Below are 25,258 nucleotides of genomic sequence, written 5' to 3'. Positions count from 1 at the left end.
CTTTGGCCGTTTTTTGTTCGATTTTATAGGTAAAATGCTTTTTTGCTCGTGGCTGGGAGGGGAGGTTATGGTATTTGCGGCCTGAAATAATGGGAGAGAAGTGTGAGAGTTAGATTATAAAAAAATATTTTATAAGTACTTGATATTCAGTTATTTGCAAAATAGTTAAACGATATTTTTCTGTTATTAGTAGATTTTGCCAAATTAGCATATTGAAATGATATTGTAAATTTTCTTTGATGGCTAATAAAATTATAGGTATTGACTTGTTTTCTGGGGCAGGAGGTATGTCGTTAGGGGCGCTTGAAGCGGGTGTTGATGTGAAATTAGCAGTTGAAAATGATATACATGCTTGTACTACTTATCGTCATAATTTACCCCAGACAATCATATTCGATAAAGATATACGTGCTTTGAATACGATTCCTCTTAAAATTTCTTCTAAATCAAACATTATATTATTTGGCGGACCTCCTTGTCAAGGATTCTCTACATCTAATCAAAAGACTCGGAATTTAAAAAATGATAATAACTGGCTTTTTGAGGAGTTTGTAAGAATTGTCAAGCTTTTAAAGCCTGTTCCAAAGTGGGTGGTATTTGAAAATGTTAAAGGCTTTTCGGAAACCGAGAGTGGTCTTTTTTTAGAAAAAGTAGTCGCCGACTTAGAAGGTCTTGGATATAAAGTTTCATGTGCCAAATTAAATGCAGTTGATTTTGGAGTACCTCAAAAACGGACACGCTTTTTTATAGTAGGAAGCATTGATGGAATCGAATTTGAGTTTCCAATACCGACACATTTAACCATTAACACAGTTAAAGATGCTCTAGATGATTTACCAATTTTGAAAGTAGGTGCAAGTGAAAATTGGCAAAACTATGGAAAAGACCCTTCTTCGCCTTACGCTAATCAATTAAGAGGTAATCTTGAAAAGTCTGCTAACCATCAAGTTACCAGAAATTCAGAATTAGTAGTAAAAAGGTATAAGTATATCCCACAGGGAGGCAATTGGCAAAACATTCCTGCTGAACTGATGAATAACTACAAAGACTTTACTCGTTGCCATACAGGCATTTACCACCGTTTGCGTGAAGACACACCTTCTATTGTTATTGGTAATTATCGAAAAAATATGTTAATTCACCCAACACAGGATAGAGGGTTATCAGTAAGGGAAGCCGCTCGGTTACAATCTTTTCCTGATTGGTTCGAGTTTAAAGGTAGTATTGGGTTTCAACAACAGCAAGTAGGCAACGCAGTACCACCACTTTTAGCAAGGTCAGTTTTTAAAAAAATTATCGAATATCTAAAATGAGTTGGATTGAACAAAATTTTGAAAAGCATATTTTGAAAATGCTTAAAAAAGAATTAAATAACCGTGAAGATGCGGATAAGTACTATACTCACTATAAATCTATTAGAAATAAATTAGTTGATGAGATATTTCCAAATATTTCAGTCAAAGAACCAAATTTGACCGATCATAGTGCAAAACACATTCAAAATGTTATGTCCAATGCTTTTATCATTTTAAATAAAGGGATGGTAAAGGAGTTTTCTGGATGGGATTGGTATTTTTTAGGAATGACTATTCTTTTTCACGATGTTGGTAATGTATTTGACAGAAAAGAACATTGGAAATATGATACTATTACAAAAATTTACGATGATTTCTTACATAAAGATGCTAATTATAAACGAGAAAGACATCAAATAGCAACCGCTGCTGAAGCTCATAGTGGAAATAGTCGTGACGGTTCAAAAGATACTATGAAAAGTATTGACCCTACGGGCGACATTGACAATGGATATCCAGTAAAATTAAGAGATGTCGCAGTTATTCTGCGTTTCGCTGATGAATTAGCCGAAGGGCCTCAGCGTACATCTTATTTCATGCAAAAAAATAAACTTATTCATAAAAATAGTTTAAAATTTCATGAATATGCTTCGCAAACCAGTATATTTATTGATAAGAATAATGAGCGCATAGCTTTGACTTATGACTTACGTATTGAGACCAAGACAGATAAAAATTTAAAAAAATTAGAAGACAATTTAAAATATATCTACAGCCGTGTACACAAACTTGATCAAGAGCGAAAATATGCACGACATTATTCGTCTTTTTGTGAGCAATTTAAAAAAACGAGTGTTGCAATAAATATTACATTAAAAGATAGGACAGTTGTACAGCTAAACAACTGTATATTAGATGATTTAACTATTCCTGGGCAAGAAGAGTACAAATCTCTTGAAAGTAAATACGAAGATTACAAAATCAACAATATTATTAATAAAATAACCAAATTTGATTAATGCGTAACCCCTTTGAGTATGAAGCTGCTAATAATCTATCAGAGGAGGACATCTTAGATTATTACATAGAAGATCACAATTTTTCTCGCTTTATCATTTCCCCGCGCAATATTTTTTTGACAGGAGAAAGAGGAACAGGCAAAACTATGACGTTACTGTACTACTCGGCAAAAATTGAATATTTGAAGTCTAAAAAAGAAAAGCGAGAATTTGATTTTCATAATATTGGCATCCATATTCCTTGTAAAACCCCACTGATTTACAAACAAGAATATGAACTACTCAATGACTTTAAAGCGTATCTGGTGAGTGAGCACTACCTTACTTTATACATAGCGAATGAATTGGTGACTAGTTTACATGCAATAAGGGAAATAGAAAACGCTTTTATTAAGCATAATCTAAAATTAAAGAATGACTTTGAATATTTAACAGGTGAGGCTCTACCGTCAGAAAAATCCTTTTTAGAATCTATATCTATTTTTAGTCATCGAGAAGTAATTAAGACCCAACGAAAAATTAATTCACCTGATTTTGATGAGTTTTACAATAATACTTATTCTCTTAATTCACTAATTTTACCTTTGTTGGAAATGATTAAGAGCGTACCTTTTATGGGTAATGCTCACTTCATGTTTATGCTTGACGATGCCCATGATTTGAATAGCTTTCAGAAAAAAATTGTTAATTCATGGATTGCATACCGCGACCACTCTAATTATAGTTTTAAGGTAGCTATAACTTCTGAAAAAGAATATCACTTCACAACTGCTTCTGGGGGTAGCATTATCGAAGACCATGACTTTACAAAAGTTGAGAAAGAAAACCCTTTTCGTAATTCAAGGTCTGATTTTGGTAAAATGGCTAAGGATATTATAGAGAGACGCCTGAGCTTATATAACATAAATATTTCCGCAGAACATTTTTTTCCTACTAATCCAAGTATGATTAAAGGCTTGGAAGAAGCAAAAGAAATTGTTAGAAAAGAATATTTGACGAAAAATCCAAGCGCATCACAAAAACAAGTCAGTGATTACGTGTATAAGTACCATAGAGCGTATTATTTTGGACAAAGACATTCAAAGGCGAATTTACCCCCCTATTCGGGACTTGAAATAATTGTACAGCTTTCTACAGGAGTAATCAGAAACTTATTAGCACCATGCCATGAAATGTTTGAAATGGTATTGTCAAATCAGCAAATTAACAATTCTAACATCAAAGAGATTAGCCCAACAATTCAGACAGAGGCTATAAAATCAATTAGTAAACGAAAATGGGAGAGCATAGAACATCTTCATCGAAATATAGAAGGTTGCTCAGAGAATGATAAAAATTATATCTTGAATATGTTTAATAATTTGATGACTTTATTCAGAGATAGATTACAGAGTAATTTATCAGAACCAAGAGCTATAAAATTCATTATTACGGAACATAAAAGCGAAGCTATGAGAAAATTAGAGCATCTTTTATTGATTGCTCAAAAAGCTCAATTGCTATATATGCGTACGGGACGTAGTAAAGATGATGGTAAACATACAAGTTATTATGAACCGAATAGGTTGTTACTACCTGATAGAGGTTTAGATCCAATAGGACAACACTCTGAAATAAGTATCAAATCTACTGATTTGTGGGCTGCTGCATCGAAAAATAAACGATTAAAAGAAGCCACCCAACTTCTCCAACCACCGACACTTTTTGACGACTATGATTGATAATATAATTGCCGTTTTAGGATGGGAAGAACGCTTTATCGAAGGCTTACAAAAGAACCTAAATGAGTTTAATAGCGTTACATTGTATTTGATTATTTTTGACGAATATGAATCATATTCGTCAAAGAATCTTTCGAGGATACAAGCTATTTGTGATGAAAAAAAAGTGAAAATAGAAAAACTGAAATTATCATACAAAAATCCTGCTTACAGTTGGCGAAAATTAGAAAGTTTAGTTGCTAACAAACTAATGAGTACAGAAAATGTTATTCTTGATATTTCAACGATGCCTCGTGAAACAATCTGGGGGTTACTTTTCTTCCTTCAAAAAAACTCAAAGCAAACTCACTATATTTATCACAAACCACTGAACTATGGTGAATGGCTTTGCAAAGAGCCTGATAGGCCACGATTACTATACAAACATTCAGGAATAGCTGAATTTGGTCGCCACACTGCGTTGATGATATTGACGGGATATGACTATGACAGAACAAATCAGTTGGTAAGATTCTACGAACCCGCATTAACAGTTCTTGGACTTCAAAAAGGTAGCCAATTTGATAATCAGAAAAGGAATATCGAGAAACAACACAGAGAACAATGTAAAGGAACGGAAGTAAATACGTTTGAAATAGACTTTTATAGTGGAGATTTGGGGTTTTCTGTACTAAATGAAGAGATAACCAAATTGAAAAGCGATTATAATGTTATTGTGGCTTCTCTTGGACCAAAAATTTCTTCTATTTCTATTTATCGAATCTTCTTAAAGCATCCAGAAATCGCTTTAACTTATGTGCCAACAAAAGAGTACAATAAGTCTTATTCTGTGGGTATTGCGGATGAAGCCGTTTACGGAATGTTCTAAAAGTATTTACGATAAACTCTGCTTCCTAAAAAGCCACATTAAATAATTCTCTAAACAAATAGCTATGAAATGAAGAAGTTTGAGAGAGATTCATAAAATTTGGCAAGTATTATTTGTTAGATTTTATAGGCAAAACGCCCCTGCCATCATCCATTTGAATAATAACAGGGGTGTGTATGAATTGATTTAAGGTATTTATAGCTACACGATTCCTTTCGCCTTTGCCAAAGCGGCATCCAAGCCGCTGGCGTCGGAACCACCTGCGGTGGCAAAGAAAGGCTGACCACCGCCACCGCCTTTTACTTCTTTGGCAAGCTCTTTTACGATGTTGCCTGCGTGTTTGCCTTGTGCTACTAAGTCGTCAGAAAGCATCACGGCCAACTGAGGTTTACCACCCAACACCGTTCCTAAAACGATGTAGAAAGGCGCTTGTGATTGCTCTTTCAATTGGTAAACGAGCGATTTCAAAGCGTCGGCGTTCGGAACTTCTACGCGGGCGATCAGGCTGGCAACGCCGTTGGTGTGCGTTACTTGGGTCAACAAGGCGTCTTTTACTTGGGCTAACTTCTCGTTTTCGAGGGCTTCGATGCGTTTTTGCAAAGCAGCTTTTTCGGCCAAAAGACCTTCAACGGCTTTGACAACGTCTTTTTGTCCCTTGAACATATCGCGAAGGGTATTCGTAATGCGCAATTCGTCGTTCAATAACTCAAAGGCTTTTTCGCCCGTTACGGCCTCTACCCGACGTACCCCCGCCGAAACCGACCCTTCAGAGATGAACTTAAAGAGCGAGATTTCGCCCGTAGCAGGTACGTGCGTCCCCCCGCAAAGCTCGACCGAAAAGTTGGGGTCAAACTCTACCACGCGCACAAAATCGCCGTATTTTTCGCCAAAAGTGGCCGTCGCGCCCATTTTGATGGCCTCGTCGATGGGGATGTTGACGTGGGTTTTGAGCGCAATGTTTTCGCGGATTTTACCGTTGACAATGGCTTCAATCTGCGCGAGTTCTTCGTCGGTTACTTTGGCAAAGTGCGAAAAGTCAAAGCGAGTCACTTCGTCGTTTTGGTACGAACCTTTCTGAACAATGTGCGTTCCCAACACCCGACGCATAGCCGCCAACATCAAGTGCGTCGCCGTGTGGTTCCGCATGATATTCTGACGACGATGAGCGTCCACTTTAGCGATGAGTGAGGAGTGAGGAGCGATGAGTAGTTCATCTAAATTCTTATCCCTCGAAACATGAATAAATAAATCATTCTCCTTTTTGGTATCAACGATGTTGATAATTCGTAATTCCCCATTCGTAATTCGTAATTCGCCTGTATCTCCCACTTGTCCTCCCATTTCGGCATAGAAAGGGGTGCGGTCGAGTACGATGTGGTATTCTTCGCCAGCTTTGGTTTTTACTTTGCGGTATTTGATGAGTTGAGCGGTTGCTTCGAGGGTATCGTAGCCCAAAAACTCAAAATCGCTTCCTTCGCTTATTTCTACCCAGTCGGTGGCTTCTTTGGCAGCGTCTTGGCGGCTGCGGTTCTTTTGTTCGGCCAGTGCCTTTTCGTAGCCCGCTTCGTCGATTTTGTACCCTTTTTCTTTGGCCAAAAGCGCCGTTAAATCCACAGGGAAACCGTAGGTATCGGAGAGTTCAAAAACGATGTTTCCATCAATGACGCCTCCCGTTGGGCTAAGTGACTCGAATCGCTTGATTCCCAACTCCAACGTCCGCAAGAAGCTCTTTTCTTCTTCCAACACCACGCGCGTCACAAACTCCTCTTGCGATTTAAGCTCAGGGAATACATTTTTGAATTGTTCGGCCAAGACAGGTACCAACTGACTCATAAAAGGCTCAGTAAAGCCCAAATACGAGTAGCCGTAGCGAATGGCGCGGCGCAAAATGCGACGAATTACGTAACCCGCTTTGGCGTTGGACGGAAGCTGTCCGTCGGCAATGGCGAAACTTACCGCCCGAAGGTGGTCAGCGATAACGCGCATGGCGATGTCGGTATAATCGCTGGTGTTGAGCGTGCCGCTTACGCCGTATTTTTTACCGCACATTTTCTCAATGACCTGAATGGTATTTTGAAAAATATCGGTGTCGTAGTTCGATTGTTTGCCTTGAATGGCCATACAGAGGCGCTCAAAGCCCATCCCTGTATCCACGTGTTTGGCAGGAAGCGTAATCAACGACCCGTCGGCCTTGCGCTCAAACTGCATAAAGACGTTGTTCCAGATTTCAACCACTTGCGGGTGGTCGGCGTTGACGAGTTCTTTGCCAGGCTTTACATCCACTTCGGCTTGGTCGCGGAGGTCGATGTGGATTTCTGAACACGGGCCACACGGGCCTACGTCGCCCATTTCCCAGAAATTATCTTTTTTATTTCCTAAAATGATTCGCTCTTCGCCGCCTAAAATGGCTTTCCAAATATCCCACGCTTCTTGGTCAAACGGTACGCCATCTTTTTCGTCTCCTTTGAATACTGATACGTAGATGCGGTCTTTGGGAAGTTTATAAATGCCAGTGAGCAGTTCCCACGACCACTCCAAGGCTTCTTTTTTGAAGTAATCCCCAAACGACCAGTTGCCGAGCATTTCAAACATCGTGTGGTGGTAGGTGTCAAAACCTACGTCTTCCAAGTCGTTGTGTTTTCCACTCACGCGCAAGCACTTTTGGGTATCGGCGATGCGCTTGCTCGGAGGAGTTCCGTTGCCCAAGAAAAAGTCTTTGAATTGCGCCATGCCCGAGTTGTTAAACATGAGCGTGGGGTCATTTTTGGCAACAAGCGGTGCCGACGGCACGATAAGGTGTCCTTTACTCTTAAAAAAGTCTAAAAAAGCTTGGCGGATTTCGTGAGAAGTCATCTTCGATTTACGTTTAATAGTCGATAGTCCACAGTCGATAGTCCTTAGCTGTGAATTGGGCTGCAAAATTACGGAAAAATGCCGTAGCTTTCAGATTGTGCTTTGATTTTGATTAACTTGCGTAAAAGATACCCAACTGTTTCTGTTCAACGTATTACTTCCTGCCATGAAAAAACTGCTATTTATTCCCCTGATGTTTGGTGTGCACGTGCTTTGGGCACAGCAACTGCAATTGAAAGTGCCTTCTAAGCAATTACCACCGATTAAGCAGGCAACTCCCGTGCCTATGTTTCGCTATTCAAGTGATTCTACGGTAGCCTATTCGCGGGTGGACAATATGCCTGTGCTCATTGTGCAGTCAGGCGATGCCATGCCCAATGCGATGCCTATCACTCCCCAAGGAGAGGAGAGTAAATACCGCTACCGAATGCCCAATCCGTTGAAGAAAAATGTGCTTCCCCAAAAACCAAAATAAGGGTTACTAAGTAATAGCCCGTTAATAGTTAATCGTTATCTGTTAATCGTAAAATTCAGATTATCAGCTAGCTAAGCCTGTTTTTAGAGCAACAAATAATAGAAACTAACTTTGCCTGAGTAATTAATCGGTTGTGTGTGCGATGAACAAAAAGTCAAATCGGATAGGTGGAAGTATTTTTGCAATCATTGGGCTGCTGCTGATGATTGGGGCTTGGATATTGTTTCAAAACGACCAGAAATTTGCAAAAGAGGCTGCTTCGGCCACGGGGACAGTGGTGGAGTCGGTGTATGTAAAATCGCGAAAAGGGAAAGGTTCTTATTATCCCGTTGTTGAATTTCAGACGGCGGAAGGCAAGCGTATGACCTTTCGGTCGGATACGGGCAGGGGCCGCCCTGATTACGAAAATGGCGAACAAGTGCCTATTTTGTACGAAAAGCAAAACCCTGCGAATGCTAAAATCGCAGGGTTTTGGGAATTATGGGGACTGTCGGCTGTTTTGGCCGTATTTGGGCTTATTTTTATGGGAGTAGGGTTGAAAATTAGTAGGAGTTAATCCTATCAATGATGTAATTTCGCTCACAGCCCATCAGTACCAATAAAAGCTCGATAAGCGTTTTTCTAGTTTTCATCTGTACATTGAGGAGTGTTGAAATTTTATTTTCAACGTTAGCTAAGTTTGACTACCGTTTTACTCGCTGATTGGCGCAGATTGAAGGCCGCAGATTTTCGCTAAAAAAGGACTTGATGAAGACGTTTTTCAGCGAAAATCTGCGTTTGTATTAGTCTGCGGCCTTCTGCGGGCGACATAAAAAACAATGTCCTAGCTATTCATAAACAAACTCCCCAAACTCGCTCTGAACCGTTACTTTTTTGCCTTCGTTGGCTTCCACGTAGCCGATAATTTGGGCTTCGATACCAAACGATTGCGCAATTTCGATGACGCGTTGGGCGTGTTCAGATGAAAGATACACTTCGAGGCGATGCCCCATGTTAAACACTTTGTACATTTCCTGCCAGCTCGTTCCACTTTCGGTTTGAATCAATTTGAAGAGCGGAGGAATGGGGAACAGGTTATTTTTAACAACGTGCAGATTCTCAATAAAATGCAATACTTTGGTTTGGGCGCCACCGCTGCAATGCACCATGCCATGAATGTGCGGACGGAGTTCGTCCAACAACGTTTTGGCAAAAGGGGCGTAGGTACGCGTAGGCGAAAGAATCAATTGACCCACGTTGACAGGTGTATTTTCGACGGCATCCGTGAGGCGTTTTGAACCGCTGTACACTAACGAACTGTGGACTTCGGGGTCAAAACTTTCGGGGTATTTGGGGGCAAGATAAGAATCTAACACGTCGTGACGGGCGGAAGTAAGTCCGTTGCTGCCCATGCCTCCGTTGTAAGTGGTTTCGTAGGAAGCCTGTCCAAACGATGCCAACCCGACAATCACATCGCCCGCTTGGATGGTATCGTTAGAAATCACGTCCGAACGTTTCATGCGTGCAATTACCGTGCTATTGACCGTAATGGTGCGTACCAAATCGCCTACATCGGCTGTTTCGCCACCCGTGCTGTAAATCTCAACGCCGTGACTGCGAAGCATTTCCAATACTTCCTCGGTGCCATTGATGATTTCGGCGATGACCTCCCCAGGAATTTTGTTTTTGTTGCGGTCGATGCTCGACGAGATAAGCATCGGACCCGTTGCTCCTACGCAAATCAGGTCGTCGGTATTCATCACAATCGAGTCTTGCGCTATGCCACGCCACACCGACAAGTCACCTGTTTCTTTCCAATACAAATACGCCAGCGAGGTTTTGGTACCTGCTCCGTCGGCGTGCATGATGGTGCAGTAGTCGGGGTCACCTGCCAAAATATCAGGGACGATTTTGCAGAAAGCTTTGGGGAAGAGTCCTTTGTCGAGCTTAGCAATGGCGCGGTGTACGTCTTCTTTGGAGGCCGACACCCCACGTTGTAGGTAACGTTCTGTCATGGAGTTGAAAAACAAAATGAGGCGCAAAGTTACCAACTTTACGCCTCATTTTCTAACCCTATCGGGGTTTTACGCTTTCGGTAGTTGCCAGCCGTTATTGTAATGGGCTTTGATGAGGGCGTTGGCCTCCGCGTCGTTTTTGAACGCGCCCGTTGTCGCATCCCAATATACTTTCCGCCCTGTTTTGTAGGCAATGTTACCCATGTGGGCATTGATAGCCGCTACACTTCCCGTTTCGATACCGCACTTGAGCAGTTTGGGGTTGTTGTCTTTGATAGCCTGTACAAAGTTTTTGGTATGTTCGTTGAGGTAGTCACCATTGCGCGCTTGGTCAGGAATATCCTCAATTTTATAGACTTTAATGCCGTTTTTGGTTTGGGTTTCGGGGTGCAGCGACCAGCCCCCGCGATGCAATACCAACGTGCCGTTGTTGCCAATAAACGCAATCCCTTCGGTAAGGCCATAATTCCCGCCGTCGATGCCCGTGGCGTGCTCCCAAAGCATGTTAAAGCCCTCGTATTCATACACCGTTTGGAGCGTATCGGGGGTTTCAGAAGCATCGTCGGGGTAGGCGAGTTTTCCACCCGAAGCCATGACGGATTTGGGCGCTTTGGCGTTCATGGCATAGAGCGCAATGTCGATTTCGTGGACGCCCCAATCGGTCATTAGGCCACCTGCGTAGTCCCAAAACCAGCGGAAATTAAAGTGGAATCGGTTGGGGTTGAAGGGGCGTTTTTTGGCGGGGCCGAGCCACATATCGTAATCAACGCCTACAGGAGGTGCGCTGTCGGGCTTGACGGGGACGGGCTCCATCCAACCTTGGTACGCCCATACTTTTACCAAACGAATATTACCCAATTTACCCGATCGCACGTACTCGATGGCTTTTTCATAGTGCGAGCCGCTTCGTTGCCATTGCCCGATTTGGATAATTTTACCCGCGCGTTTGGCCGCAGCGAGCATGATATTACACTCTTCGATGGAATTGGCTAACGGTTTTTCGCAATAGACGTGTTTTCCCGCCGCCAATGAATCGGTTAACGCCAAGCAGTGCCAATGGTCGGGCGTACCTACAATCACCGCGTCGATGTCCTTGTTTTCGAGCATTTTGCGGTAATCCTTGTAGAGCTGAGGGCGATTGCCACGGGCAGTTTGCACATCGGCTGCGCGCTGGTCGAGAACACTTTGGTCCACGTCGGCCAAGGCCACGCACTCGACCTCGCTCATCTGGAGGTGGGAGCGTAAATCTGACCACCCCATGCCTTTGCAACCAATCACTCCCAATTGTAATTTATCATTGGCAGAGACTCGTTTGCGTTGGCTTGCCAGCAATTCGAGGGGGGTAAATGAGAATAAACTTGCTCCAGTAGCCACCGAAGCCGAACGAATAAAATCTCTGCGGGAGGTTTGCATAGGGATTGTGCGTTTTACTATGCAAAAGGATAAGAATGGGTAGAATCTAATGTTAACTTGTTCATATAGGTATTATTTCTTCACCTCCCCAATATGATACTCCTGAATCAATGGCGAACTTTCGGGCGTAAGCGTAAACGACACCCAGAGTGTTGCTTTTTCTCCTTCGATAAGGTAGCGGCCGCGCAGTTGATTTTCGGGAACAATTTCTTTTACGCTCACAATCTTTCCTGCTTTTTCAAACAAAGCCGATGCTTCTTTTTTGAGGGCTTCCAAAGAGTAATCGGCAAAGAAGTTCTCGGCAAATAGCCCGCTGCTTTCGGCATTTTGCCAGTTAGGAAGGAGCTGAGTAAGTTGCTGTTGGCGTTGTTTTAGAATGTCGGAGGCGGGTAGCTGACGAGGTTTTAGCTGGGCACTCACAATGAGCGTATCTAAAATTTGGAGGTTAATCGGAACAGTGGGAGCGTAGGTAACATTGGCAAATGCCACTACCCCAATACCGTACTGGGGCAAAATCCGCCAGTTGCTACCAAAACCAGGCAACCCGCCGCTGTGACCTACGTACTCGCGGCCTTCGCAGTCGCGCAGCCAATTGAGGCCATAACAATAAGCCGACACCGTAGCGCACGGGCGCCCCGTCGCGTATTTGAACTGCGGAGAAAAGCCACTGATGTTCCAAGGTTGGTGCATTTCCCGAATCGAACTCCGTTTCAATGGGCCGTTATCGACGTCGTTTTTGGGAGGCCAAGCCGCCAAATGCAAAGCTATGTATTTGCTAAAATCGTCGATAGACGTAATCAAACCGCCCATTGCTCCCCATGCGCCGTCGTGGAGGAGGGCTTCTTCTGTCCATTGGCCGTCGCGCCAGCGGTAGCCGTGGGCGAGTTTGTCTGCGGGGACTTCAGCATACTCCCATTTGGTGTGGGTCATGCCGAGGGGTTGGAAGATGTTGTCGTTGATGAACTGTTGGTAGGTTTTTCCCGATACTTTTTGGATAATATAGCCCAGTAGCGTAATACCCAAGTTGCTGTATTCGTAGGCTACTCCTGGGGTATTTGAAAAAGCAATGGGGTTTTTAATCAATTGCAACAACTCTGCGTTGGTATCGGCCAATTGGCGGTCGCCCCACGGGTTGTCTTCAGGAAAACCTGCCGCGTGCGTGAGCAAATGACGAATCGTAATGGCTGGGGCATCGGCCGTGAGCAATTTCGTATTCTTCATTTCAGGAATGTACTTGTCAGCACGGTCGTCCAAGTCGAGTTTGCCCGCATCGCGCAATTGCAAAATCGCCATGGTCGTGAAGCTTTTACTCATCGACGCAATACGGAAAAGCGACTGCGTCGTGGCGGGCGTTTTTTTGCTAAGGTCGGTGTAGCCCGCTGTCCCCGTGTGAATCAATTTACCATCGACCACCACGCCGTATGTAAACCCAGGGAAATGATTTTTTTCGGCGTATTCTTTGTAAATTTTGTCAATGGTAGGCAATACCGACTCGATTTTCTTCATTCGGTCGGGGTCGGTGAATACGGGCGGTTTGTAGGATTGGGCTAGGACTGTTGAGCCATTAAAACAATAACTGAATAGAAGGAAACAAAGGAAAGATAGTTTTTTCACAGATTTTTGTGGTTAGCGTTGGATAGGCATCGAAAATAGTGATAACCGCTGAAACTACGCTATGCTTCTACCAATTTTTGTCGTTCAATGGCCTTGCTCTCCCTTTTTAGCACACGGATTGAACGGATGTAATGGATTTTTACGGATTAAAATGACAAATTGGGCATGAATCCGTGTCAATCTGTCCAATCCGTGTTTTCCGTGTGCTATTTATAATACTAATAATATGAATCCCTACCTACTTCAAATCATCTTGTGGTTAGCTTATGGGCTACTACACAGCGTATTAGCAAGCCACCAAGTCAAGCGTTTTTTTGAACAAAAATTAGGAAGTGCTTTTCGATACTATCGCTTGATGTACAATGGATTGGCATTTGTATTGTTGATAGGGCTGTTGTGGTACCAACGTTTATTCCCTAAAGAATGCCTCTGGGCTTTTGCATGGTGGGCTGACATCCTAGCAGAAGCGGCCAAAGGCCTGGGAATAATCATTGCTTTGTGGGGACTGCGCGGTTACGATTTGCGTGAATTTTTAGGACTTTCAGCGCCTGCTTCATTGGCTACTCCCAACGAATTCCGAACGGGTGGGCTGCTGCGTTACGTACGGCATCCGTTATATACGGGGACTATTTTGTGGGCATGGGGCGTATTTGTGGGGGAAGCTAGCCCCCAAGCCTTGATTATGGCCATTTGCATTACGGTCTATATTCGTATTGGCATTGTGTATGAAGAACGAAAACTCGTGCGCGAATTTGGAGATGCCTATGTGGAGTATCGCCGTCGAGTAGCGATGCTGTTTCCGAAATTATTTTAGTCAATTATTTCTATGAGATTACTTTGATACAAAGTATATTTAGTGCGTTAAAACTACAACTAAAATGCGCTTAGTTACACTTATATTTATAATTGCTGGGCTAAATACTTCGAATCACTTATTTGCTCAGCCTACAATTCGCCTTGTAAAGGACATTGCTTTAGGGTCTAATGGCTCTGAACCTCAGTTGTTTACTGTGTCCAATAATCAGTTGTTTTTTGCAGGAGCCAATGGAACTCAAAAAACGTTTAATAAACTATGGAAAAGCGATGGAACGGAACAAGGAACTACCCAACTAACTCCTACGCAAAATATTTACGTAATCCAGCAAGCTGCCAATGTTGGTAATTCTCTATTTTACTGGGCAAGTGGTATGCCGACTGGCGGGCTATTTAAAACGGATGGAACTGAGGTAGGTACTCAACGACTATTAACAAATGACTATAATCCAGAAGGCTACTACCATGGAGCAAGAAACCTTTTCAACTTTAATGGAAAGCTTTTTTTTGTAGCGTCTCATTATAAATTAGGGGATGAACCTCACATATCAGATGGAACCACAGCAGGTACTTTTTTATTAAAAGATATCGCCAAAGGGGACAATGTTTCTTCTGGCGTATCTGGTATCACGCAAGTAGGGAATCTTCTCTACTTTACCGCTTTTGATGAATTGGGAAACGAATTATGGTGTACCGATGGTACTTCCGAAGGAACTCGCTTGGTCATTGATTTGAACCCAGGGGCTGAATCATCTATTGAGTTTGGTAGTTCATATTCGATTGCCTATAAAGATACGTTGTTTTTCACGGCTTCAACAACAAATAGTTATTCTAGTTTATACAAAACAAGCGGGACTTCTGCAAGTACAAGTTTGGTAAAATCATTTGCGTACGGAATTATGAATAGCTCATTATTTGTACACAATGGCTTTATGTATTTTCTGGCCGATACTGATAACACAGGCTATAAACTTTGGAAATCGGACGGAACGGCAACAGGAACAGTTCAGTTAACTTCTCAAGGAAATCGGTTTTATACATCTAAATTTATTTCAGTTAATGATTGGCTTTATTTTGTTTATAGTACACCTTCAAACGGGGCAGAACTTTGGAAGACCGACGGTACAGCAGCTAATACAACGCTGGTGAAAGATGTCCGAACGGGCAGTGCCAATGCTTTTGAAGGAACTATAAACCTAGCGACTATCAACGGTACACTGTTTTTTACGGCCAATGACGGTACCCATGGAAAAGAACTTTGGAAGAGCGACGGAACAGCCAATGGTACTCAATTGGTGAAAGATATTAACGTAGGAGTGAGTGATGCCGTATTTGACAAACCTATCGTCTATCAAGATAAACTCTATTTTATATCGAACGATGCCGATGATTTGACTCGGCAAGAGTGTTGGCGAAGCAATGGAACCGCAGAGGGGACTATCATGGTGAAAAACATAGATTCGTCCCTTGGGCTGTTTGATATTCGCCCTGAAATTGTGTTTCAGAATAAGCTGTACCTCAGTGCTAAAGATGACGACAGTGGTAGTGAAGTATGGCGAATAGATGGGAATACAATAAGCCAATTGAAAGAAGTTAATACTACTCCCGCCGACGCTAATCCTAATCAAGAACAATGGGCATCCAGTAAGCAAAGATTTATTGGGCTAAATAATACACTTTTTTTTAGCGCTGATAACATTCGTTATGGAAGAGAGCTTTGGATGACCAAAGGGACGGAGGCGACTACCCGAATGGTAAAAGACTTTACCAAAAAGCCCACTTCTCTTTGGTATAATTCTACCAATACAGATAGTTATTTTAATGGAATGATTGTCTATAAAAATCACCTTTATGTAATGGTTAATGGAAATCAAGTATGGAAGATTGATGAAGAGGGAAACTCCCAATTAGTACTTCAAAATTCCAGTAGTAATGGTACTTTTAGGGCATTTTTTACCCTATTTGAAGGCGACTTATATTTTAAGTTTGGTTTATATGGTAACCAACTTTGGCGTACTAACGGAACCATGTGCACACAAATACAGTTTTCTACTAATGGCTTTTGGGGTTTATATGCCAATAATGACTTTATAGTTTTATGGACTTATAATGCTAAAAGTATACTTGAGTTATGGAAAATTGAAACCAAAAATGCTATCCCCAAAAAAATTAAAGAGTTAAATGGCCATTCGATGGATATTGATAATTTTGGTGTAGTTGGGGATTTAGTCTATTTTAGTTCTTTACATCGACCGACTCCAAACGAAATGGAATATCATATCTGTAGAACTGATGGTACGGAACAAGGGACTTTTTTTCTAACGGCCCCTGATGGAAATGTAGCTGATGGATTATCAGGAAAAATGCTCAATTTTAATGATAAAGTATATCATGTTTTAAATAACGGTAGTGGTCAAATTTGGTCAAGAGATAGTACACTACAAGGTGCACAATTAGTTATTACATTAGATGTTCCTCTAAGCCAACGTAGGCATTTCGATTTGTTTGATATTGTGAATGGACACATTATTTTTCATTTTTGGATTGAGGATCAGCCTGGCTTTAGACCTATTTATCGTTCAGACGGTACCCAAAAAGGCACTTCTCCTATATCTGAGGATAAATTTTCAAGTATTTACAGTACGTTTACCCACAATCAAAAGTATTATTTCTTCACTACTTCTGAGCTATGGGAAATAGATGCTACTCCTAACGGTATTCGACCAATAGCAAATCGTTCCATATCGGGAGTAATCCAACCTTTAGGTGGGTCTCAACAAAGTCACAATGGTAAGTTCTACTTTGCGGCCATTAGCCCTCAATATGGTACAGAATTGTTTGTTCAGGAAGCCGAAGTATTGCCTTCTGTAGCCATTAAAGATAACCCCGAAAGAGGCCAATACATCAAATACCAAGCAACGGGAGCCATAACAGCCACTAACCAACCAACGAGTTATTCTACCAACAGTTATCAATCGAATACGTCAGTGACACTCGAACCTGGTTTTGAAACCCAGCCTTACGCCATCTTTACGGCTGAAATAGCTACTCCGACTCTTAATCAGGCTGCCGCCCCTGAAATTCAGGAAACTCCGAAGCAGGTTTCAAACGATGTAACAGTTCCCTCTATTTCGCGCTATGAGATTGAACCTGTTTTGGCCAAAATTCAAAATTCAGAAATTTACAGAGCATTCAAATACCCTGATGCAAACAAACCAATGCCCAGCATTAGTATTTCTAAAGAGAAACTTGATACGGGCCTGACTCGCTACACCTTTGTAGTCATTTCGGATGGGAAAGTACTTCAGGAAAGCGTAGAGGGGTTTTAAAATTTCACCCCTGGCCAAGAGGTACTTTCAACGTACGGTTGGGGCGTTCCTGCGGTGCTGCGTCCGTCTTGAATGTATTTGCGGAGCAAGGCTTTGAGTTGCGTTACTTTGTCGGGGTATTGGGCATAAAGGTTGGTTTTTTCGGCAGGGTCGTTTTTCAAATTGTAGAGCTGCACCGTGGGCAAACCCTCGTAATCCTTGCCAGGTTTGGGGTAACTCCATCCGCCCGAACCTGCGTCCAAAATCAGTTTCCACTCGCCTTGTCGAATGGAAAATAACCCTTCTACCGAGTGGTGAACGGTGGCTTCCCGCAAAGGTTTCGTTGGGTTTTTGCCAAACAAAACAGGCCCCAAGTCGTAGCTGTCTTCGCCCGCATTTTGGGGGAGTTTTCTGCCCTGAATCCCCGCACACGTCGCCATAAAATCGGTTAAACAAATTGTTTGGTCTGACGCAGTGTTGGGCTTAATATGCCCCGCCCACTTGGCAATAAACGGCACCCGATGCCCTCCCTCGTAGCTGTCGGCTTTGTAACCCCGAAACCCATTGCTGGCAAAATGCCCCGCTTTTTCCATGAGTTCGGTACCCGCGTAAGGCGCGCAGCCGTTGTCGGACGTAAAAATGATGAGCGTATTTTTGTCCATCCCTTGCTGACGGAGTGCCTGTTGGATTTGCCCAATGACATCGTCCACCATCAGCACAAAATCGCCGTATTCGTTTAGCCCCGATTTGCCTAGCCATTGCCCATTCGGCAAAATGGGTGTGTGGGGTGCGGCCAGTGGCAAGTACAGAAAAAAAGGTTGCGAAGACGTACGACTACGAATGTATTCCACCGATTTTTGAACAAACCGCTCCAAGACCTCCTCGTGCTTAAAATCGGCGCCCGTAGGCCCTTTTCGCCACCATCCGTACTGTGTTTTGGATTCCGTTTCGCGGTTGGGTTGGGCGGTGACGCGGCCATTTTCAACATACACATACGGAGGGATGTCGAGGGAGGCGGGAATGATGTAAGAATAATCAAAGCCGTATTCGTTGGGCGATTGTTGGACGGGCTGAGAAAAATCAACGGGTACAACGGGGTCGTTTTTAGGTGCCCAATTGAGCCCCAAATGCCATTTGCCAACGCAGGCAGTTTGGTAGCCGTTTTGTTTCAAAAAGGAAGCCACCGTCAGTCGTTTATCTTCAATAAGTGCTGAGTCGTAGCTCCACGTAACCCCCTTTTTGAGCTTGCTACGCCACGAATACCGCCCCGTCAGAATCCCGTAGCGCGTGGGCGTACACACCGCCGAGCCTGAGTGCGCATCCGTAAAGCGCATTCCTTCCGCCGCCAGTTGGTCGAGGTGCGGAGTTTTAAACTTAGCCTTTGGATTAAATACCGATACGTCGCCTTGCCCCATATCGTCGGCCAAAATATAGATAATGTTGGGTTTGGTAGCAGGCGCTTGCATGAACCATTGGGGTAAAATACCCAGACCAACGACTAAAAACAGGGCGATTCGGGATTTCATTTGGAGGAGATGGTGTTGTTGAGAAACGAACAAATAATTACGATACACGAAAAAGAAAGAACCATGAAAGAAATACTAAGAACGGCTCTGATTACGGGAGGAACGAAGGGAATTGGTCTGGGTGTGGCCGAAATGCTCATCAAAGAAGGGTACAAAGTGGCCATAACGGGTCGCAACGCAGAAACGGTGGAAGCAGCAGCGGCACAGTTGAATCAATTGCAAGAAGGCGCGGCGTTAGGAGTCGTAGCCGACGTGAGAAACTTTGATTCTCAGCAAGCGGCGGTGAATCAGGTGTTGGAAAAATGGGGGCGCCTCGATGTGCTCGTTGCCAACGCAGGGGTAGGGCATTTTGCTCCCATCGAAACACTGACCCTCGAACAGTGGCAAGAAACGATTGACATTAACCTAACGGGTGTTTTTTACAGTACCAAAGCGTCGTTGGCCGCCCTTACGGCGTCAAAAGGCTATTTGATTACGATTGCGAGTTTGGCAGGAACCAACTTTTTTGCCAACGGATCGGCCTACAATGCCAGCAAGTTTGGCTTAGTAGGTTTCACGCAGGCGGTGATGATGGACGTGCGTAGCGCTGGTATCAAAGCAACGACGATTATGCCAGGTTCGGTAGCGACGCACTTTAATAATCACGAACCTTCCGAAAAAGATGCGTGGAAGATTCAACCCGAAGACATTGGACAAATTGTGGTGGATTTATTAAAAATGAACCCCCGCACGCTGCCAAGTAAAATCGAAGTTCGCCCGACAATGCCGAAATAAAAACGTGCCCGAGGTTTCTCAAAACCTCGGCAGTCGGTTACTGATAAAACGTGGCTCAGGTTACTAATAACCTGAGCAAGGGGTTTCTCAAAACCCCGTTAACCGAAAACTCCCCACAAACCAGCCCAAAAATGAGGAAAATTTTCCCCGTTTTTGGGCTGGTTTTTTTCTTAGAACAAGTGGAACGAGGTTTTTGAAGGAAAAGTACAACCACAAAAACTCACTCACAACCATGAAAAGAAGTGCTTATTTCCTCCTAATGATTGCCTTGATTTCAGCAGGAAGACAGGTAACAGCCCAAGAAAATGTCTCTTTTGGCCCGATTGTAGGGGTAAATTTTTCGAGATTGACCAATCACCCAATTTATAACGACTGGAAAGTCGGCAACTCGGCGGGTATTTTTATCAACTATAGTGGAGAAAGCCGTTTAGGAGTCAATGGACAACTGTTGTATTCGCGAATTGGGGGCGAATCGGGGAACGGAGCCTCAAAAGGCCACCTCGATTACATCCAAATACCCATCATGGGAACCTATTATCTCAATGGCCGTGGCAACGCGCTTCGTCCCAAATTGATGGCAGGGCCTTACGTTGGATTTTTGGTCAAAGCTGTCAATGAAAGTAATGTAAACATCAATCCCGAAGGGGCGGCACGGGCTTACAAAGGTGTAGATGCGGGAGCAGCTTTGGGCGCAGGGCTCAACTATTCCATCAAAAATAAAGTATGGCTCAACGCTGATTTGCGTTACAACATTGGCCTTACCAACGTGATGGCGAATGCTTCTGATGTACACAACCGCTCGTGGGGACTCAATGTAGGCGTAAGTTTTCCACTGGGCAACTACTCTCCAAGCACAGGGAAGTTTAGATAGGTTAGGTTATATATAGTGGCTGGAAATGACCCGTAGGCAGGCGATAAGCCCACCTACGGGCATTTTTTTATTCGTCTTTTTTGGCAACTGTTTTGGAGGTATCCAGCGACTGAGCCAATTTGACCAAGCGCACAAACTCGGCGCGATAGCCTTCTGGGTCTTTGACAATAGCTCCTTTGGCAAGGTCAATAACCTGATCATAAGAGGCTTCTCCCTTAAATTCGGAACCGCGAAGCAATAATCCCCATTCGGCTACCGCTGCCGCAAAATGGAAGTTATTGGAGGTGTTGGCCAAAGGCGTAGCTGCATTACGTACAGGTACTTCAAAAAGGCGGCTTGTCTCACTATCGGGTTGTTTGTAGCGTAGTTTGATGGTCACCAGTTCGTCCGAAGAAGTGGCGACTTCCGCACTTTTTTGGTATTTTAAGTCATCTACCTTATTCAAATAAGCGCTTTCCACTCCTGCGGGAATGATTTCGTACAAGGCCGTCACGGTATGGCCGCTGCCCATGTCGCCCGCGTCTTTTTTATCGTTGTGGAAGTCTTCGTTGTTCAACATTCGATTTTCGTAACCGATGAGGCGATAACCTTTGACAAACCGTGGATTAAATTCCAATTGGAGTTTTACATCTTTGGCAACGGTAAAAAGTGTCCCGCCAAATTCGTGCACAAATACCTTTTGGGCTTCTTGTAAATTGTCGATATAGGCATAATTTCCGTTGCCTTTGTCGGCCAAGGTTTCCATTTTGTTGTCTTTGTAATTGCCCATTCCAAAGCCCAAAACGCTCAAATAGACGCCGCTTTGACGTTTTTCTTCGACCAATCGTTGCAATTCGCCCTCGCTCGAAACCCCCACGTTGAAGTCGCCATCGCTGGCCAAAATGACGCGGTTATTTCCTCCTTTGATAAAATGGTCTTGGGCAATTTTATAGGCCAATCGGATGCCCTCGCCACCCGCCGTTGAACCTCCCGCTTGAAGATTGTCTAAGGCGTCTTTGATGGTAGAAGCCTGATTACCAGGGGTAGAGGGGAGCACTGTTCCTGCCGCTCCTGCGTACACCACCATAGCCACGCGGTCGCTGGGACGAAGCTGATTGACCAATAATTTGAAGGCTTCTTTGACCAAAGGCAATTTGTTAGGCATTCCCATCGACCCCGATACGTCCACCAAAAACACCAAGTTTGACGCAGGCAGGTTATCGCTAGGAATGGTTTTGGCCTGTAGCCCGATGTGAAGCAATTTTAAGCCTTTATTCCAAGGCGAATCCGATAGTTCGGTTTGAATAACTACGGGGTGCTCGCCTTTGGGCTGCGGATAGTCGTAGTCAAAATAGTTAATCATTTCCTCAATCCGCACCATGTCTTTCTGCGGAAATTGCCCCAAATTCAGCAGTCGGCGCACGTTGCTGTAAGCCGCCCGATCTACGTCAATCGAAAACGTGGTGAGCGGGTTGTTTTTAGGGTTATGAAAACCGTTTTCATTGATGCCTTTGTATTCTTCGGCATTGAAGTCCATTTGCATGGCGGGAGGAGGCGTACCCATCAAGGCAAAAGAAGAGGCAGGCGCAGCCATGCTCTTTACCGCGCGTTTACTAAGGCCAGTTACCACAACCTCTTGCAAGGCTTCGTGAGCTACTTTGAGCTTGACATTCACCACCGAATCTTTGCCGATGGTTCGTTCGATGGTTTGGTAGCCAACAAAGCTAAAAACCAGTTTGTCACCCCTGCGAGCGGCCAGCGAATACCGCCCGTGGACGTCGGTAGTAGTGCCTTTGTTTGTTCCTTTAATAGCAATTGTTACGCCTGAAATGGGGGTCAACAGCCCTTCTTCAAGCACAGTACCCGTGACTGTAACGGGAGTAGATTGAGCGCAAGCAAACAACGTAAATACGCTTAAAATCAGGCAAAAAAGATTTGTTTTCATGGTTGTGATTTGTTAGTTTCAACCACTAGATGCAACCACCAGCCCGATTCCATAAAAGTTTTTGAAATTTTTTTGTGGAATTTTCTCTATTCGTTCATCTAAAGATAAACTACATTCAATGATGATGTCAGGGTTATATCTTTTTCGGTTTTTGAGGGGCGTAGCCCTAACATCATCGTAGATATAAAAACGATTCTAATACAGAAAGGGGCGTTAGCCCTGGTATCTTGTTAATTTTCAATACTTAAAAAAGCAGCAAAGACTTGTTCTTAAAACTATTTCGTCGAAAAGCAGATTTCTCCGATACCGACTACCTCTCGGAGTATCGCCGAACGGGCAATTTGACCGAGTTGGGTGAGTTATACGAACGGCACATGGACATGGTCTTTGCGGTATGTTTCAGGTACTTGCGCGACGAAGACGATGCCAAAGATGCCGTCATGCAGGTGTTTGAGCAATTGATAGAAGAGTTGAAAACGAGCGAAGTGCGCAACTTCAAAAGCTGGTTGCACAGCGTAACGCGCAATCATTGTTTGATGCAACTGCGCGCCAAACGCGTGGTAGTGGGCGACGAGGGGCTATTTGACCACGAAGCCTACGAAACCTTCGTGGTACAAACCCCCGAAACCGACGCAACGCTTGAAACGCAATTGTCGGATTTGGGCGATTGCCTGCAAACGTTGGCCGTAGAACAGCGCAAAAGCGTAGAACTGTTTTATTTCCAACAACTTTGCTACCAACAGATTGCCGAGCAAACGGGATTTGCGTTAACAAAAGTGAAAAGTTATCTCCAAAACGGAAAGCGTAACCTAAAACTGTGCATGGAGGGCAAACAACATGGCTAAATCAAAACAACCTACTTCGCCTTTGATGCCCCAACTGCGCCAGTACGTAGCAGGGACACTGACTCCCCAAGACCAGCACAAGGTCGAAAAAGAAGCATTGCAAAACCAGCAGGTGGATGATACACTGGAAGGTCTCCAAGCCATGAAAAAAGCGGGCGTGGACGAGTCGGCAGCGCTGTTGGATGTTCGTAGGCGGCTTCAACAACGAATTTCACCCCAAAAACGCAGGTTAGTACCGTATTACTATGCCTCGGCTGCTGCGGTGGTTATGGCTGTGGGGTTGGGTTGGTGGTTGGTACAGCGGCAAGAGTTACCCGAATCAACGGCTAAAACAACGGCAGAGACGGTATTGCCGTCGGTTCCCGTACCTGAAAGTGCGCCTATTTTAGAAGAAAACTCGCCAACACTTTCTGCCAAACCCAAGACGAAAACGCTTGCTCAAAAACCAGTCGAAGAACAAGTGGCCGCTGCGCCTCCTACCCAAGAAATGTTGGAAGCTGCTCCCGCGGAGGGCAGTGCAGCAAGCATAGTAGCAGAAAAAAAGGCGGAGGAAATCGCCGCAGTTCCTGCGCAGGAATTGGCTACGAGGCCCGCGCAGGCAAAAAGTCGAGTTGCATCGGCTCCTGCGGCGGCGTTACCAGCCGATACGTTTACGCTACGCGGAAAGATATTGGATGCCGAAACGCGAGAAGCACTGGCAGGAAGTATCATTGCGGTGATGGGACGCAACCGAGGGACTTCTTCGGCTAACGACGGAACGTTTTTCCTACGAGGAGTACGTCCCAATGACAATGTAAGTGTCGGTGCCGTCGGTTTTGTTCCCGTCCAAATCACGGTGAAAGATTCGCTTTTAGCCCCAGTTTTGTTAAAAGCAGAGCAAAATGCACTCAGTGAGGTAGTGGTCACAGGCGATAGCAAACGTACCCAAAAGTCCAGATCAATCCAAAACCAAAAAACGTATTCCGATTACGTACGGCAAGCAATACAAGCATTTTTGGAAAAGAACCCCCAAGGCCCTCGCGGACGAGTAGTGGTCGAATTTACAGTAAACGAGTTGGGGGAATTAAGTGATTTTGAGAATAAAAATAGGGCGAATAATCAGCTGTTTGAGGAAGCCGTTCGCATCCTCAAACAGGGAGAAAAATGGACGCCGACCTATAAAAAAGGAAAGCCACAATCAGAAAGAAAGCGCCAAGTTTTCCAGTTTTAGCACAAATGGGACGATTACTTCAATCGTCCCATTCCGCCATCTACGTTGAGAACCTGTCCCGTAATCCAGCTACCTTCGTCCGAAAGCAATAACTTCGCTACGGCGGCCAAATCTTGGGGCGTACCCACGCGTCCAATCGGGTGGCGTTTGTTGGAAGCCTCTCGTTTTTCATCACTCGACAACAATGAGGCCGCCAACGGCGTGTCGGTTAGCGATGGTGCGATGGCATTGCAACGGATTTTGGTGGCGGCCAACTCCGCCGCCAACGAACGAGTCAATCCTTCTACGGCTCCTTTGGCCGTGGCAATCGACGCGTGAAAACCCATGCCCGTTTGAACGGCAACCGTACTAAAAAGCACAATGGATGCCCCGCCTGCTTTACGAAGTCGGGCAAGGTTGGCCTGAATCGCGGCGACGGCTCCTAAGACATTGACGTTGAAATCTGCCTGAAAATCAGCCAACGAAAACCGCTGAAAAGGTTTGAGATTGATACTGCCTGGGGCATACACAAGGCCGTGAAGGGTATCGGGTAATGCGTCAAAAAGACCTTCAACGGGCTGAGTGACATCCCACGTACTATGTTGACTTTGAATACCCTGCGGTGCGCGGCGTGAAGCCGTAAACAACGAGGCTCCTTCGGCTTGAAGGGTTTGGGCAATGGCAAGGCCAATTCCAGAGCTTGCCCCGATGATAAGAATGTTTTTTCCTTGAAATGACATTAGAAAAAGGAGTTTG

The 25,258-nt window shown here is 44.2% G+C and carries 19 protein-coding genes; 12 read left to right on the top strand and 7 right to left on the bottom strand.

Features of this window, described 5'->3' with window-relative positions; genetic code table 11:
- Nucleotides 1-239 precede the first annotated feature (239 nt).
- The 4 genes from FHS57_RS14340 to FHS57_RS14325 are packed head-to-tail and all read left to right on the top strand — an operon-like array spanning nucleotide 240 to nucleotide 4,903.
- Nucleotides 240-1,313: a DNA cytosine methyltransferase gene (locus FHS57_RS14340; protein ID WP_183974713.1), complete on the top strand. Its 1,074-nt coding sequence runs from the start codon at nucleotides 240-242 to the stop codon at nucleotides 1,311-1,313.
- The gene (locus FHS57_RS14335; protein WP_183974711.1) at nucleotides 1,310-2,314 is read left to right on the top strand and encodes an HD domain-containing protein; all 1,005 of its coding nucleotides are present in this window, start codon (nucleotides 1,310-1,312) and stop codon (nucleotides 2,312-2,314) included. Before FHS57_RS14340 ends, FHS57_RS14335 begins: the two co-directional genes overlap by 4 nt.
- Nucleotides 2,314-4,035, top strand: coding sequence for an ORC-CDC6 family AAA ATPase (locus FHS57_RS14330; protein WP_183974709.1), 1,722 nt, complete (start codon nucleotides 2,314-2,316; stop codon nucleotides 4,033-4,035). The genes FHS57_RS14335 and FHS57_RS14330 overlap by 1 nt, the downstream gene beginning before the upstream one ends.
- The gene (locus tag FHS57_RS14325) at nucleotides 4,028-4,903 is read left to right on the top strand and encodes a hypothetical protein (protein WP_183974707.1); all 876 of its coding nucleotides are present in this window, start codon (nucleotides 4,028-4,030) and stop codon (nucleotides 4,901-4,903) included. The genes FHS57_RS14330 and FHS57_RS14325 overlap by 8 nt, the downstream gene beginning before the upstream one ends.
- 201 nt (nucleotides 4,904-5,104) lie before the next feature.
- Here FHS57_RS14325 and alaS read toward each other — a convergent pair whose 3' ends face one another.
- Entirely contained in the window at nucleotides 5,105-7,756 is a 2,652-nt protein-coding gene (alaS, locus tag FHS57_RS14320; protein WP_183974705.1) for an alanine--tRNA ligase, read from the bottom strand.
- Between the two features lie 166 nt (nucleotides 7,757-7,922).
- On the opposite strand from alaS, the gene FHS57_RS14315 reads away from it, so the two are divergent.
- Both FHS57_RS14315 and FHS57_RS14310 read left to right on the top strand, forming a co-directional pair.
- A complete protein-coding gene (locus tag FHS57_RS14315) occupies nucleotides 7,923-8,231 on the top strand; it encodes a hypothetical protein (RefSeq protein ID WP_183974703.1) in 309 nt (102 codons plus the stop codon).
- A 142-nt stretch (nucleotides 8,232-8,373) separates the two neighbouring features.
- Entirely contained in the window at nucleotides 8,374-8,787 is a 414-nt protein-coding gene (locus tag FHS57_RS14310) for a DUF3592 domain-containing protein (protein WP_183974701.1), read from the top strand.
- 271 nt (nucleotides 8,788-9,058) lie between these two features.
- Here the strand turns inward: FHS57_RS14310 and FHS57_RS14305 are convergent, their stop codons facing one another.
- From FHS57_RS14305 to FHS57_RS14295, 3 genes are all read right to left on the bottom strand, one after another.
- A complete protein-coding gene (locus FHS57_RS14305; RefSeq protein WP_183974699.1) occupies nucleotides 9,059-10,225 on the bottom strand; it encodes an AIR synthase-related protein in 1,167 nt (388 codons plus the stop codon).
- A 69-nt stretch (nucleotides 10,226-10,294) separates the two neighbouring features.
- Entirely contained in the window at nucleotides 10,295-11,638 is a 1,344-nt protein-coding gene (locus FHS57_RS14300) for a Gfo/Idh/MocA family protein (protein ID WP_183974698.1), read from the bottom strand.
- Between the two features lie 72 nt (nucleotides 11,639-11,710).
- On the bottom strand, nucleotides 11,711-13,252 hold the full coding sequence (locus FHS57_RS14295) for a serine hydrolase domain-containing protein (protein ID WP_310586994.1): 1,542 nt from the start codon (nucleotides 13,250-13,252) through the stop codon (nucleotides 11,711-11,713).
- A 226-nt stretch (nucleotides 13,253-13,478) separates the two neighbouring features.
- Between FHS57_RS14295 and FHS57_RS14290 the strand changes: the two genes are divergently transcribed.
- Both FHS57_RS14290 and FHS57_RS14285 read left to right on the top strand, forming a co-directional pair.
- Nucleotides 13,479-14,066, top strand: a complete 588-nt coding sequence (locus tag FHS57_RS14290) for a methyltransferase family protein (protein WP_183974697.1) — start codon at nucleotides 13,479-13,481, stop codon at nucleotides 14,064-14,066.
- 64 nt (nucleotides 14,067-14,130) lie between these two features.
- On the top strand, nucleotides 14,131-17,394 hold the full coding sequence (locus FHS57_RS14285; protein WP_183974696.1) for an ELWxxDGT repeat protein: 3,264 nt from the start codon (nucleotides 14,131-14,133) through the stop codon (nucleotides 17,392-17,394).
- Here the strand turns inward: FHS57_RS14285 and FHS57_RS14280 are convergent.
- Entirely contained in the window at nucleotides 17,391-18,899 is a 1,509-nt protein-coding gene (locus FHS57_RS14280; protein WP_229601347.1) for a sulfatase family protein, read from the bottom strand. The genes FHS57_RS14285 and FHS57_RS14280 overlap by 4 nt on opposite strands.
- A gap of 63 nt (nucleotides 18,900-18,962) precedes the next feature.
- On the opposite strand from FHS57_RS14280, the gene FHS57_RS14275 reads away from it, so the two are divergent.
- Nucleotides 18,963-19,673, top strand: a complete 711-nt coding sequence (locus FHS57_RS14275) for an SDR family oxidoreductase (RefSeq protein WP_183974695.1) — start codon at nucleotides 18,963-18,965, stop codon at nucleotides 19,671-19,673.
- Nucleotides 19,674-19,905: 232 nt separating this feature from the next.
- Entirely contained in the window at nucleotides 19,906-20,544 is a 639-nt protein-coding gene (locus FHS57_RS14270) for a porin family protein (RefSeq protein ID WP_183974694.1), read from the top strand.
- A 67-nt stretch (nucleotides 20,545-20,611) separates the two neighbouring features.
- Here FHS57_RS14270 and FHS57_RS14265 read toward each other — a convergent pair whose 3' ends face one another.
- Nucleotides 20,612-22,468, bottom strand: a complete 1,857-nt coding sequence (locus FHS57_RS14265) for a vWA domain-containing protein (protein WP_183974693.1) — start codon at nucleotides 22,466-22,468, stop codon at nucleotides 20,612-20,614.
- A 263-nt stretch (nucleotides 22,469-22,731) separates the two neighbouring features.
- On the opposite strand from FHS57_RS14265, the gene FHS57_RS14260 reads away from it, so the two are divergent.
- Entirely contained in the window at nucleotides 22,732-23,313 is a 582-nt protein-coding gene (locus FHS57_RS14260) for an RNA polymerase sigma factor (RefSeq protein ID WP_183974692.1), read from the top strand.
- Complete coding sequence (locus FHS57_RS14255; protein WP_183974689.1) at nucleotides 23,306-24,523, top strand: carboxypeptidase-like regulatory domain-containing protein; 1,218 nt, start codon at nucleotides 23,306-23,308, stop codon at nucleotides 24,521-24,523. The genes FHS57_RS14260 and FHS57_RS14255 overlap by 8 nt, the downstream gene beginning before the upstream one ends.
- Nucleotides 24,524-24,537: 14 nt before the next feature.
- On the opposite strand, the gene FHS57_RS14250 is transcribed toward FHS57_RS14255, so the two are convergent.
- Nucleotides 24,538-25,242, bottom strand: coding sequence for an SDR family NAD(P)-dependent oxidoreductase (locus FHS57_RS14250; protein ID WP_183974687.1), 705 nt, complete (start codon nucleotides 25,240-25,242; stop codon nucleotides 24,538-24,540).
- Nucleotides 25,243-25,258: the final 16 nt, after the last annotated feature.

Origin of the sequence: Runella defluvii, from assembly GCF_014195535.1 — a bacterium.
Lineage (GTDB): Bacteria > Bacteroidota > Bacteroidia > Cytophagales > Spirosomataceae > Runella > Runella defluvii.
The sequence above is the reverse complement of the archived record's forward strand: the minus strand, read 5'-3'. Positions and strand labels throughout refer to the sequence as shown.

What these genes read in the sequence shown, in the direction of transcription:
- FHS57_RS14340 (WP_183974713.1), top strand. Translation starts at nt 240, where the DNA reads ATGGCTAATAAAATTATAGGTATTGACTTGTTTTCTGGGGCAGGAGGT.
- FHS57_RS14335 (WP_183974711.1), top strand. Translation starts at nt 1,310, where the DNA reads ATGAGTTGGATTGAACAAAATTTTGAAAAGCATATTTTGAAAATGCTT.
- FHS57_RS14330 (WP_183974709.1), top strand. Translation starts at nt 2,314, where the DNA reads ATGCGTAACCCCTTTGAGTATGAAGCTGCTAATAATCTATCAGAGGAG.
- FHS57_RS14325 (WP_183974707.1), top strand. Translation starts at nt 4,028, where the DNA reads ATGATTGATAATATAATTGCCGTTTTAGGATGGGAAGAACGCTTTATC.
- alaS (WP_183974705.1), bottom strand. Translation starts at nt 7,756, where the DNA reads ATGACTTCTCACGAAATCCGCCAAGCTTTTTTAGACTTTTTTAAGAGT.
- FHS57_RS14315 (WP_183974703.1), top strand. Translation starts at nt 7,923, where the DNA reads ATGAAAAAACTGCTATTTATTCCCCTGATGTTTGGTGTGCACGTGCTT.
- FHS57_RS14310 (WP_183974701.1), top strand. Translation starts at nt 8,374, where the DNA reads ATGAACAAAAAGTCAAATCGGATAGGTGGAAGTATTTTTGCAATCATT.
- FHS57_RS14305 (WP_183974699.1), bottom strand. Translation starts at nt 10,225, where the DNA reads ATGACAGAACGTTACCTACAACGTGGGGTGTCGGCCTCCAAAGAAGAC.
- FHS57_RS14300 (WP_183974698.1), bottom strand. Translation starts at nt 11,638, where the DNA reads ATGCAAACCTCCCGCAGAGATTTTATTCGTTCGGCTTCGGTGGCTACT.
- FHS57_RS14290 (WP_183974697.1), top strand. Translation starts at nt 13,479, where the DNA reads ATGAATCCCTACCTACTTCAAATCATCTTGTGGTTAGCTTATGGGCTA.
- FHS57_RS14285 (WP_183974696.1), top strand. Translation starts at nt 14,131, where the DNA reads ATGCGCTTAGTTACACTTATATTTATAATTGCTGGGCTAAATACTTCG.
- FHS57_RS14280 (WP_229601347.1), bottom strand. Translation starts at nt 18,899, where the DNA reads ATGAAATCCCGAATCGCCCTGTTTTTAGTCGTTGGTCTGGGTATTTTA.
- FHS57_RS14275 (WP_183974695.1), top strand. Translation starts at nt 18,963, where the DNA reads ATGAAAGAAATACTAAGAACGGCTCTGATTACGGGAGGAACGAAGGGA.
- FHS57_RS14270 (WP_183974694.1), top strand. Translation starts at nt 19,906, where the DNA reads ATGAAAAGAAGTGCTTATTTCCTCCTAATGATTGCCTTGATTTCAGCA.
- FHS57_RS14265 (WP_183974693.1), bottom strand. Translation starts at nt 22,468, where the DNA reads ATGAAAACAAATCTTTTTTGCCTGATTTTAAGCGTATTTACGTTGTTT.
- FHS57_RS14255 (WP_183974689.1), top strand. Translation starts at nt 23,306, where the DNA reads ATGGCTAAATCAAAACAACCTACTTCGCCTTTGATGCCCCAACTGCGC.
- FHS57_RS14250 (WP_183974687.1), bottom strand. Translation starts at nt 25,242, where the DNA reads ATGTCATTTCAAGGAAAAAACATTCTTATCATCGGGGCAAGCTCTGGA.